Origin of the sequence: Streptomyces boluensis, from assembly GCF_009908195.1 — a bacterium.
In the GTDB taxonomy this organism is placed as follows: Bacteria; Actinomycetota; Actinomycetes; order Streptomycetales; family Streptomycetaceae; genus Streptomyces; species Streptomyces boluensis.
Genome location: NZ_JAAAHS010000265.1, coordinates 1 through 10874 on the forward strand (window position 1 = coordinate 1; position 10874 = coordinate 10874).

A 10874-nucleotide genomic window follows, 5' to 3' on the forward strand; every position below is an offset into this window, starting at 1 on the left:
GGGCAGGTCGGGGCGGGACGGCCGGTGGGGGTGCACACGGTCGTGACGGTCCACAAGGTGCTGTTTCCCGAGACGGACTTTCAGGTGGAGGGTCTGGCCGGGGCGGTCATGCTGTGGGCGCGGGAAGAGTTCGGCATCGTCCACGATCCGCTCGCCATCGTCGCGTTCGACCGTGAAGCGAACCGCTTCGACTACGCGTGGCAGGGGCACCAGAGCCAGCGCCACCGGGCCGTACGCATGCCACGGCCGAGGCGCGGGCTCGGGCCGCCGCCGTCGTCGTCGTCCGGGGCATCGGACGGGCAGGGCTGAGCCCCGCGCGCGGGCGGCGGATCGGTCAGGAATCGAGAAGCGCCGGCCGTGGACGGGTGCCTAGCATTTCCGCATGGACCTCACCATTCACACCAGCGCGCTCCCGCACGACGACCCGGACGCCTCGCTCGCCTTCTATCGCGATGTCCTCGGGTTCGAGGTGCGCAGCGATGTCGGGCAGGGCCGGATGCGGTGGATCACCGTCGGTCCGGCCGGGCAGCCCGGGACCTCGATCCTGCTCGCGCCGCCGGCCGCCGATCCCGGGATCACCGAGGACGAGCGCCGCACCATCACCGAGATGATGGCCAAGGGCACGTACGGCTGGATCCTCCTCGCCACCCGCCACCTCGACGACGTCTTCGAGAAGGTGCAGGCCACCGACGCCGAGGTGGTGCAGGAGCCGATCGAGCAGCCGTACGGCATCCGGGACTGCGCGTTCCGCGACCCGGCGGGCAACATGGTCCGGATCCAGGAGCTCCGCTGAACCGTCCGGCCACCCGCCGACCGTGACCGTCCCGTCAGCCGCCGACCGAGACCGGCAGGTCAACCGCCGACCGTGACCGGCCGGTCCTCGCGGAGTTCCGTGAAGAGGCGGGCCGCCTTCTTCTTGTCCCAGACAATGGCGCTGCCCTTGGACGTGGCCACGCCCACGCCGCTGACGGGGACGTTGAGCTGCTTGCCCTGGCCCGTGGACACCTTGCGCATCGCCTTGAACAGGCGGGTCAGCTGGGGCAGTCCGGCGGACTCGTCCACGATCAGGGTGTCCAGGCCCGCGCCCGCCGTGCCGAACACGGCCGACGGGCTGAGCAGCACGTCCCGGGAGGCGGCCTTCGTGGCCAGGGCGGCCAGGAACTTCTGCTGGTTGCGGGAGCGGCCGAGGTCGCCCTCCTTCTCCTGGTGCCGCTGGCGTACAAAGCCGAGCGCCTCGCGGCCGTTCAGGGTGTGGCAGCCCTTGGTGATGTCGAGGCCGGACTTCTCGTCGACGATGTGCCGGTCCACGCACATGCGTACGCCGCCGACCGCGTCCACGATGCCGACGAACCCGGCGAAGCCGATCTCCGTGTAGTGGTCGATGCGCAGGCCGGTGTTCGACTCGACGGTACGGACGAGGAGTTCGGGGCCGCCGAGCGAGAACGCCGCGTTGAGCTTGTTCTTCTCCGGCTTGTGGTGGATGCCGGTCTTCGGGTCCACGTACGCGGGGACGGTCACCCAGGAGTCGCGCGGCAGGCTGGTGAGGGTGGTGCCGTGGGCGCCGGTGTGCAGCACCATCATCGAGTCGGTGCGGCGGCCCTCGGAGCCGATCGAGGAGCCGGTGTGCAGGTCCTCGACCTGCCGCGCGCTCAGCCCGGCGCGGCTGTCGGAGCCGACGATCAGGTAGTTGGTGCCCTTGCCCGCGGCGGGCCGGTCCGGCAGGCCGGACAGGTCGACGTCGCTGTTGAGCCGCGAGTCCGCCCACACGTAGGTGCTCGCACCGCCGAGCAGGCTGATCAGGACGACCAGAGACACCGCGCGCAGTACGCGACGGAAGCGCGAGCGCCGCCGCCGCGGGCGCCGGCCGCCGCGCCTGGGCCCGCCGCCCTCGTCGGGGGCCGCCGGGGGCTCGTACGGGGCGGGCTCGTACGGGTCGTACGTGTCGTAGAGGTCCTCGTGACGCAGGGGTATCGGGGTCATCGGGCTGGGATTCAACGTCGTCACCTCGTCACCGGGAGGTCACGGCTGTCAGCCGTCCTGCCGATGTGCTGGGCCGCGGCCGCGGCGGTACCGGAACGGTGCATGCGCTGCCACTTCAAACGGCTGCCGCCGACGAAGGCGACCACCGACTGGATGACCACGAGGTACATCAACTGCCGGTAGACGAACAGCTGGAAGGGCAGTGACCAGAGGGTGCGCCGGCGCTCTCCGTCGAGCCGCAGCGCGTACCCGGCCACGGCCATCTGGACGGCCAGGAAGCCGATCCACATCGCCATGGACTTCACCGGCGAGCTCGTGAACAGCGCGCTGTACAGCATGAACACGTCGATGACCGGCGCGAGCAGCGGAAGCACCACCTGGAAGAGGAAGAGATAGGAGAGGCCGCGGCGGCCGAAGCGTCCGGCGGGGCCGACCTCGAAGACGGCCCTGCGGTGCTTCCACATCGCCTGGAGGGTGCCGTAGCACCAGCGGTAGCGCTGGCGCCACAACTGCCGCAGGGACGTGGGTACTTCGGTCCAGGCGATGGCCCGCTCCTCGTACACGACCCGCCAGCCGGCCCGCCACAGCGCCATCGTGAGGTCGGTGTCCTCGGCGAGGGTGTCCTCGCTGAGGCCGCCGACGCCCATGAGCGCGTCGAGCCGGAACGCGCCGATCGCACCGGGCACGGTCGTCATGCACTCCAGGACCTCGAACATCCGGCGGTCCAGGTTGAAGCCGAAGACGTACTCCAGGTGCTGCCAACGCCCCAGGAAACGCCTGCGGTTGCCCACCTTGGTGTTGCCGCTGACCGCGCCGACGGCGGGGTGCGCGAGCGGCTGGATGAGGCGCTCGATGGCGTCGGCCTCGAAGACGGTGTCCGAGTCGACCATGACGATGTACGGGCAACGGGCGTACTTCAGGCCGTGGTTGAGGGCCGCGGCCTTGCCCGCGTTGGTCTGGCACACCACTTCCACGCGCGGATCGCGGTCGGCGTACTCGTAGGCGATCTCGACAGTGCGGTCCGACGAGCCGTCGTCGATCACGATGATCTGCAGCCGCCGGTGGGTGGAGGCGAGCAGCGAGCGCAGGGTTCCGCCGATCCCGGCCTCTTCGTTGTACGCGGGGACGAGCACGGTCACCGGGTCGCTGATCTCGCGCAGCCAGGGCGAGCCGGGGCGGTACCGCTCCAGGCGCTTGACGTGCAGGCGGGCGAAGAGGATGAGGACGAACAGGCGGATCAGGCCGAGCCCGGCGGCGATGGTCAGGATCAGGGTGAGGGCGTCGACGAAGCCGCGGCCCAGGTCCTGGAACCGGATCAGGCCGGTGCCGAGCAGCTGCTCGGGCCCGGACGCCCGGGTGGTGGCGGCCGCCGTGGCCAGGGCGGGCTCGGTGTCACGTACGCCCTCGGAGACGGTGGCGAAGCGCCGGGCGTCCGGGTCGGCGAGCAGCTGCTCGGTCTCCCGGTACGCGAGGGAGGTCTGGCTGAACTGGCGGACGAGCCCGTCGGCGGGCTTCTGCCCGGAGCGGTCCGCGGCGACCAGGACGTAGCCGTCGTCCGAGGCGTCGCGCGCGGCGGGCCACTCGGCGCCGCACAGGGTGGGCACGGTGGTGGTCGACGGCATGCGGAGCAGCGGGCTGCGGAAGCCGTCGGCGCCCGCGAAGGCGCTCCGTGTGAGGCGCAGCTCCAGAGCGGAGCGCACCCCGGAGGCGGTGCCGAGGTCGGCGCCGGTGTAGGTGTTGGAGCCGATCTCGTGCCCGTCCGCCCTGATCTTCCGGACGAGGTCGGGGTACTGGGCGGCCTTGGCGCCGCTGAGGAAGAACGTGGCGTGGGCGTCCTGCTTCTTCAGGAGCGCGAGCAGCCGCGGCGTCCACTTCGGGTCGGGGCCGCCGTCGTAGGTGAGGGCGACCGTGCCGGCGGGCATCGAGGCCGACCGCACCTTGCCGCCCTCGACCGACAGGACGGGGCCCGCGTCGGCTGCCGCCCGGGGCACCGGGTCGGTGCAGTCCTGCTTGGTCGGGGCGCCGTCGACCTCGTTCTGGGTCCAGCCCTGGAAAAGCAGCGCGCCGAAGAGGACGGGCAGGGTGAGGAAGAGGAGCAGCCAGTGCGCCCTCGGGTCCCGCGCTTGCTTGTGCCGTGCCGCCATCAGGCGGCGCGCTCGCTCGTACCGCTCGGACTCTCCGGCTGGTTCAGACCTTCATCGACCGGCCATATCGGCCACCCGCTCTCCACACGCCACTCACACATGGGAGGCGAGTGTATTTATTTCGTGACCCGCGATTTGGGGCATTCGGTCATCAACCGGGACCGAAGCTCAGTGTGACAAACACCACGTCTTCGGTTTGGGCGCAACCATTCGCTGTCCGGAAGGCGACGCCCGGCGGCGTCCGCGCTCAGGAACCGCTCCCGTAGGGCCGGGTGAGAATTTCCATGTTGTGGCCGTTGGGGTCGGAGAAATACGTGCCGCGGCCCCCGTCGTTGGTGTTGATCTCGCCGGCCCGGCGGTGCCCGGGGTCCGCGAAGTACGCGACGCCCGCGGCCTGGATACGGCCGAAGATCGCGGTGAACTCGTCCTCTGAGACCAGGAACGCGTAGTGCTGCGAGGCGATCTCCGCCGCGTCGGTCTCCATGTAGTCGAGCGTGACGCCGTTGTCGGTCTCGACCGGGATGAACGGGCCGTAGGGCGCCCCGACCCGCAGCCCGAGCAGCTCCGCGAGAAAGGCCGCGGACGCCTTCTTGTCGTGGGCGGCGACGATGGTGTGGTTGAGCTCGATGGTCATCTCTGCACCTCCACCGAGCACGCTAGGGCGGCGCCACGGCCCGCACCATCGGCATTCCGCCCTAGGACGGCCGGGCCCGCACCGGGACCCGGGTCCTAGGGCGCCGTCCAGGTGCCGCGTGTCAGACAGTGCCGCGTGTCAGATCGTCGACGTGTCGATCACGAAGCGGTAGCGCACATCGCTCGCGAGGACCCGCTCGTACGCCTCGTTGATCTGCTCGGCGCGGATGACCTCGATCTCCGAGCCGATGCCGTGCGCGGCGCAGAAGTCGAGCATCTCCTGGGTCTCGGCGATGCCGCCGATCATCGAACCGGCGAGGGTCTTGCGGCCGCCGATGAGGGAGAACATGTTCAGGGAATTGGGCTCCTCGGGGGCGCCCACGTTCACGAACGCGCCGTCCGTCTTCACCATGCGCAGGTACGCGTCCAGGTCGAGCGGCGCGGACACCGTGGAGACGATCAGGTCGAAGGTGCCGGCGAGCTGCTCGAACGTGGCCAGGTCGCTGGTCGCGTAGTAGTGCTCGGCGCCCATCCGCTGCCCGTCGTCCTTCTTGCGCAGCGACTGGGAGAGCACGGTCACCTCGGCGCCGAGGGCGTGCGCGATCTTCACGCCCATGTGGCCGAGGCCACCGAGCCCGACGATCGCGACCTTCTTGCCGGGGCCCGCCTTCCAGTGCCGCAGCGGCGAGTACAGGGTGATGCCCGCGCAGAGCAGCGGCGCGGCGATGTCGAGGGCGAGACCGTCGGGGATGCGGACGGCGTAGTTCTCGTCGACGACGACATGGGTGGAGTAGCCGCCGTAGGTGGGCTCACCGTTCTTGTCGCGGTCGTTGTACGTGGCGGTCGTGCCGTTCACGCAGTACTGCTCCAGGCCCTGCGCGCAGTACTCGCAGTCGCGGCAGGAGTCGACGAAACAGCCCACGCCGACGTGGTCGCCGACCGCGTACCTGGTCACGCCGGGGCCGACCTCGGTGACGACGCCCGCGATCTCATGGCCGGGCACCATCGGGAAGATGCCCTCGCCCCAGCCGTCCCGGGCCTGGTGGATGTCCGAGTGGCAGATACCCGCGTACTTGATGTCGATCAGGACGTCGAACTCGCCGACGGGACGGAGCGGAACGGTGGTGCGCTCCAGCGGGGCCTTGGCGGCGGGGGCGGCGTATGCGGGGACAGAAGTGCTGATGCTCATGACGTACAGCCTGCGCGGGTGGCCGGAAAGTACCCAGCCCCCTGGTGTACCTACGTCTGCTGTTCCTACTACTGGCAAGGTCAGGATGGCCGTCGTACGTCCTCGGGCCAGGCGGGATACTGGCCGATATGGCCCCTACCGACGCTCCCGTCCCCCGCGCGGACGCCCCGCCGCAGCCGCCGGGAACCGTGCAGCACCTTCCCGGGCACTCGGCGGAGGCGCAGCTCAGCGAGTTCCTGCGGACCCGCAGGGCGCGCCTCAAGCCCGCCGACGTGGGCCTGCCCGACTACGGGCGGCGGCGGCGCGTGCCGGGGCTGCGCCGCGAGGAACTGGCGCAGCTCGCCGGGGTCTCGGTGGCGTACTACACGCGCCTTGAGCAGGGCCACGGGCAGAACGTCTCCGTGGAGGTCCTGGACGCGATCGCCCGCGCCCTGCGGCTCACCGACGACGAGCACGCCCACCTGACGCATCTGGCCAAGCCCAAGCAGGTCCGCAAGAAGAAGAAGCACTCCGGCCGGCCGCAGCAGGTGCGGGTCCAGCTCCAGCATCTCCTGGACGCGTTGGAGGGCGTTCCGGCGTACGTGCTCGGGCGGCGGCTCGACGTGATCGCCTGGAACCGGATGGCGTGCGCGCTGCTCGGTGACTTCGCGGCGCTCGACGTGGCGGACCGCAACCTGGCCCGGCACACCTTCCTCGACCCGGCCGCGCCCGAGCTGTACATGGACTGGGAGGACAAGGCCGTCGAGATGGTCAGCGTGCTGCGCCTGGAGGCGGGCTGCTGGCCGGACGACTCCCAACTCTCTGCTTTGGTCGGGGAGTTGTCGGTCAAGAGCGAGGACTTCCGGCGCCTCTGGGCGGCGCACACGGTGCAGAAGCGGGGGCACGGGGTGAAGCGGCTGCGGCACCCGGTGGTGGGCGAACTGACCCTCGCGTACGAGACGTTGGCGCTGCCCGACAGCCACGACCAGCACCTGGTCACGTTCCACGCGGAGCCCGGCTCACCCTCGGCCCAGTCGCTGCGGCTGCTCAACTCCTGGACGCCGGTTGCGCCTTCGCTGATCCAGGAGAGCTGAGCCCCGCGTACGGCAACGGGCCCGCACCGGTGATCCGGTGCGGGCCCGCGTCGTGTGCGTGCGCGTCGTGCGTGTGCGTGCGTGCGTGCGTGCGTGGCGAGGGTCAGGCGGCGGAGCCGGCCTTCCACTCGGACCAGCTCATGTTCCAGCCGTTGAGGCCGTTGTCCGCGGCGATCGTCTTGTCCGGGGAGTTCTTCACGATCACGACGTCGCCGAGCAGCGAGTTGTCGTAGAACCAGGCGCCCGCGGTCTTCGCGTCGTCGGCGCCCTTGGTGTCGGAGAGGCCGACGCAGCCGTGGCTGGTGTTGGCCGAGCCGAAGATCGACTTGGCGCCCCAGTAGTTGCCGTGGATGAAGGTGCCGGACGTCGACAGACGCATCGCGTGCGGCACGTCCTTGATGTCGTACTCGCCCTTGCCGTCCTCATCGGTGAAGCCGACCGTCGAGCCGTCCATCCGGGTCTCCTTGAACTTCTCGGAGATCACCATCTGGCCGTTGTACGTGGGGTTGTCCGGCGAACCCGCGGAGATCGGGATGGTCTTGACGGTCTTGCCGTCCTGCGTGACCGTCATCGTCTTCGTCTTGGCGTCGACGGTGGAGACCTGGTTACGGCCGATCTTGAAGGTGACCGTCTTCTGCTGGACGCCGTACACCCCGTCGGCGCCCTCGACGCCGTCGAGGTTCAGCTTCAGGGTCACGGTGGACCCTTCCTGCCAGTAGTCCTCGGGGCGGAAGTCGAGCCGGTTGGCGTTGAACCAGTGGCCGACGACCTCCTGGCCGCTGCTGGTGCTGACCTTGACGCCCGCCTGCACGGCCGCCTTGTCGGTGATCGCCTTGTCGAAGTTGATCGACACCGGCATGCCGACGCCGACTTCCTTGCCGTCGTCCGGGGTGAAGTTGCCTATGAAGCTGTTGGCGGACGACACGGTCTGGAACTTGGCGTTCTCGTGCGCCTCGCGGCCCTTGGAGTCCTTCGCCACGGCCGTGATCCGGTAGCTGGTGCCGCGCTCCAACTGGGCGTCCGGCTTCCAGCTCCTCTTGTCGCCGGCGATCGTGCCCGCGACGGCGGTGCCCTCGGAGGTCTCCATCTCGACCTCGGTGAGGGTGCCGGCACTGACGGTCACCTTGGCCGCGTTGTTGATGCTGGCCTTGCTCTCGCCGTCCTTGGGCGTGATCTTGATCTGGGCGGCCGAAGCGTCCTTGGCGGCGGCCTCGTCGGCCTGGTTCTGCGACTTCTTGCTGCCGTCGCCGCCCGCCTCGCCGCCCTCGTCGCTGCTGCAGGCAGAGAGCACCAGAACGCCACTGAGCAGGGCAGACGCGGCTATGAAGCCCCTGCGCCGCTTACCGACCGTCATCACACGCTTCTCCATCTTTGCCGAATCCCCAAATCCCCGTGTCCCGAGGAATCCCCACATCACGCACGGGCCACCCGAACCAGCGGAAGGCCTCGCGAGCGAAACCCCCGAGCCCGACGGGACGCCACCGGGCATTCCCGTCATACGTGAGAACACCCGTGACGGTTCACCCGGTTCCACATACGCGGAAGATGTGGGGAATACCACGTGCGCGAACCCGTAACTCCGGTCGCTCGACCCGTGACACCGCCGTTCTAGCAGTACGGGCACACCGCACGGAACCCCGCCCCAAATGGGAAGGACCCCGGGCGGCCAGGCCGTCCAGGGTCCGCTCGCCTTCGAGATTACGCCCCGCGCACCGACACCCCGTCGCGCCCTACGACGTCCCCGTACACGGTGGTGCGGTGCTCGGCATCGTCGTACTCGGACTCATCGCCCACTTCGACCAGTTCAGCCACTTCATCCAGTTCACCTAGTTCATCCGCACCATCCTCTTCGTCACCTTCGCCGTCTTCGTCGTCTTCGTCGTCGGCGTCGTCGTCGTCGAAGTCGTCGTCCGCCTCGTCCTCGTCCCAGGCCGGGGATTCGGGGTCGAACTCGACGGACTCGCTGCTCCACGAGGCCTGCGCGAGCTCGACTCCCGGCACCTCGCCGACCAGGTCGAACGGGTCGACCAGATACGCGAGCGCTTCGGCGGAGTCCTCCCGCACGGCGCTCTCGGCATGCGCGCGCTCCTCGTCGGGCATGAACTCGTCATGCCCGATGCGATCGAGAGCGGCGCCGGTCAGGCTGTCGGCGTCGGTGATGTCCAGGACCAGATCGACCCGCAGCCGGACATAACGGGATGCATCAGGAGTGCTCATATGACGGAGCGTAGGCCGTTGCCCCCTCCCGGCTTTCCCGCGACCCGCGGCTTTCATTAGCATCGCCCCACACGGCCAAATCGCCAGCACACAAGGGGGATCGATCCCGTGTCCGCCGCACGTCGCTCGCTGCTCACCACCACCGCCGCGGCCTCCGTCCTGGGTGCGCTGTGGTTCGTCCCTTCCGCGAACGCGACGGCCGACCGGCACGACGCCCGCCTCCAGGACGGCAGACCCTCCATCCGGTCCGAGACCCGCCTCGCGGAGACCGGCTCCGTCGACACCACCCCGTACGCGATCGGTGGCCTGCTCTGCCTGGGCGCGGGCGCCGGCTTCCTGACGTACTCGGCACGGCGCGCGCAGCTCTCGTAGCGCCGCCCTGCCGTGAACGCCGGGCCCGGCCGGGCTCAGCGTCCCCGGAACCGCCGCCGCTCGCCCGCGCGCGGCGCCGGTCCCGCCTCGTCCGCGAGCCGTACGACGGGGTCGTCGGGCCCCTCGCGCCCCGCCACCACGGGCTTCGCCGAGCGCGCCGCCTTCGCTCGGTACTGCGCGGCGTCCGCGAGCCGGAACAGCCGACGGCCCGAGCGCACCGGGCCGATCGGGTCGCCCGTGGACGCCACCCCGCAGGCCACGCCCTCCCCCAGCTCCAACTCCTCTCCCCGTACGCAGAGTTCATCGGCGACCCGGACCACCTCGTCGGCGCTCGGGCCGGCCGCGAGAAGACAGAACTCGTCGCCCCCGAGCCGCGCCGCGAGCGCGCCCGGAAGCATCGCGCCGCACAGCGAGAGCACCGAGCCGAACCGTTCGAGCAGCCGGTCGCCCACGGCATGGCCCCGGGTGTCGTTGACCCGCTTCAGCCCGTTCAGGTCGCAGACGACGAGGGAGAGCACGACGGCCGGGTCGGCGCGGTGCAGCTCGACGGCCTCGTCGAGCCGGGCGTCGACGGCACGACGGTTGGCGAGCCCGGTCAGGGAGTCCGTGTACGCGAGCCGCCTGGCCTCCTCCAGGCGCTCGGTCTGGGCGATCCCCGCCGCGATCACGGCCGCGAGCACCGTCGCGAAGTCCGCGTCCGCCCGGCCGAACACGGGGGCGCCCAGCGGCCGCGCCACATACAGCTCGCCCCACGCCCGCCCGTGCAGCACGATCGGCGCGACCACACAGCAGCCGCGGCCTCGGCGGCGCAGCGCGGCCACCCGCTGGTGGCAGTAGCCCGCCTCGCCGACCTTCGGCCCTTCCGCGGTCTCGACCCAGGCGTCCGGCTCACCGCCCCCGGCCCACCGCTCGTGCAGGAACTCGGTGATCTCCGGGAACTGGTGCACCGGGTACGCCTCGTCCTCGGGGAACTCGTCCTCGCCCGGGGCGCGTTCGCCCACGTTGACCAGGACCCTGAGGCGGCTGCGGTCGCGCTCCCAGACGGAGAGCGCGGCGAAGCTCCCGCCCAGGGCCAGGCGCGCACCCTGCGCCGCGGCCCGCCAGGACTCATGTGGCGTGTGCACGGCGGCCATGGCCTGCGCCAACGCGACGACGGCCCGCAGCCGGACTTCCTCCTCAGCCATCCCTCCAGGCTAGGGAGTTTCCCCCCACTCCGCCGATCAGGGCACGAAGGCCTGGGTCCCGGCCCTCCGACCACCCCACGAC

11 protein-coding genes are annotated in these 10874 nt (G+C 70.4%); 4 read left to right on the forward strand and 7 right to left on the reverse strand.

Annotated features, from left to right (window positions below; all coding sequences use genetic code 11):
* Both GUY60_RS26615 and GUY60_RS26620 read left to right on the forward strand, forming a co-directional pair.
* On the forward strand, positions 1 to 309 hold a 309-nt coding region (locus GUY60_RS26615; RefSeq protein WP_223178735.1), incomplete at its 5' end, for a hypothetical protein.
* 73 nt (positions 310 to 382) lie between these two features.
* The gene (locus tag GUY60_RS26620; protein WP_161702228.1) at positions 383 to 793 is read left to right on the forward strand and encodes a VOC family protein; all 411 of its coding nucleotides are present in this window, start codon (positions 383 to 385) and stop codon (positions 791 to 793) included.
* 59 nt (positions 794 to 852) lie between these two features.
* On the opposite strand, the gene GUY60_RS26625 is transcribed toward GUY60_RS26620, so the two are convergent.
* From GUY60_RS26625 to GUY60_RS26640, 4 genes are all read right to left on the reverse strand, one after another.
* Complete coding sequence (locus GUY60_RS26625; RefSeq protein ID WP_161702230.1) at positions 853 to 1980, reverse strand: LCP family protein; 1128 nt, start codon at positions 1978 to 1980, stop codon at positions 853 to 855.
* A gap of 20 nt (positions 1981 to 2000) precedes the next feature.
* Positions 2001 to 4124 (reverse strand): bifunctional polysaccharide deacetylase/glycosyltransferase family 2 protein, encoded by a 2124-nt coding sequence (locus GUY60_RS26630; protein WP_161702232.1) that lies wholly within the window; start codon positions 4122 to 4124, stop codon positions 2001 to 2003.
* 247 nt (positions 4125 to 4371) lie between these two features.
* Entirely contained in the window at positions 4372 to 4758 is a 387-nt protein-coding gene (locus GUY60_RS26635) for a VOC family protein (RefSeq protein ID WP_161702234.1), read from the reverse strand.
* A 138-nt stretch (positions 4759 to 4896) separates the two neighbouring features.
* Positions 4897 to 5946 (reverse strand): NAD(P)-dependent alcohol dehydrogenase, encoded by a 1050-nt coding sequence (locus GUY60_RS26640; RefSeq protein WP_161702236.1) that lies wholly within the window; start codon positions 5944 to 5946, stop codon positions 4897 to 4899.
* A gap of 128 nt (positions 5947 to 6074) precedes the next feature.
* Here GUY60_RS26640 and GUY60_RS26645 point away from each other — a divergent pair, with 128 nt between their 5' ends.
* Positions 6075 to 7019, forward strand: coding sequence for a helix-turn-helix transcriptional regulator (locus tag GUY60_RS26645; protein ID WP_161702238.1), 945 nt, complete (start codon positions 6075 to 6077; stop codon positions 7017 to 7019).
* A gap of 103 nt (positions 7020 to 7122) precedes the next feature.
* On the opposite strand, the gene GUY60_RS26650 is transcribed toward GUY60_RS26645, so the two are convergent.
* Both GUY60_RS26650 and GUY60_RS26655 read right to left on the reverse strand, forming a co-directional pair.
* A complete protein-coding gene (locus GUY60_RS26650) occupies positions 7123 to 8388 on the reverse strand; it encodes a L,D-transpeptidase (RefSeq protein ID WP_161702240.1) in 1266 nt (421 codons plus the stop codon).
* Positions 8389 to 8717: 329 nt separating this feature from the next.
* The gene (locus GUY60_RS26655; protein ID WP_246235706.1) at positions 8718 to 9236 is read right to left on the reverse strand and encodes a hypothetical protein; all 519 of its coding nucleotides are present in this window, start codon (positions 9234 to 9236) and stop codon (positions 8718 to 8720) included.
* Between the two features lie 108 nt (positions 9237 to 9344).
* On the opposite strand from GUY60_RS26655, the gene GUY60_RS26660 reads away from it, so the two are divergent.
* On the forward strand, positions 9345 to 9608 hold the full coding sequence (locus GUY60_RS26660) for an LPXTG cell wall anchor domain-containing protein (RefSeq protein ID WP_161702242.1): 264 nt from the start codon (positions 9345 to 9347) through the stop codon (positions 9606 to 9608).
* A 35-nt stretch (positions 9609 to 9643) separates the two neighbouring features.
* On the opposite strand, the gene GUY60_RS26665 is transcribed toward GUY60_RS26660, so the two are convergent.
* Positions 9644 to 10792: a GGDEF domain-containing protein gene (locus GUY60_RS26665; RefSeq protein ID WP_161702243.1), complete on the reverse strand. Its 1149-nt coding sequence runs from the start codon at positions 10790 to 10792 to the stop codon at positions 9644 to 9646.
* Positions 10793 to 10874 lie beyond the last annotated feature (82 nt).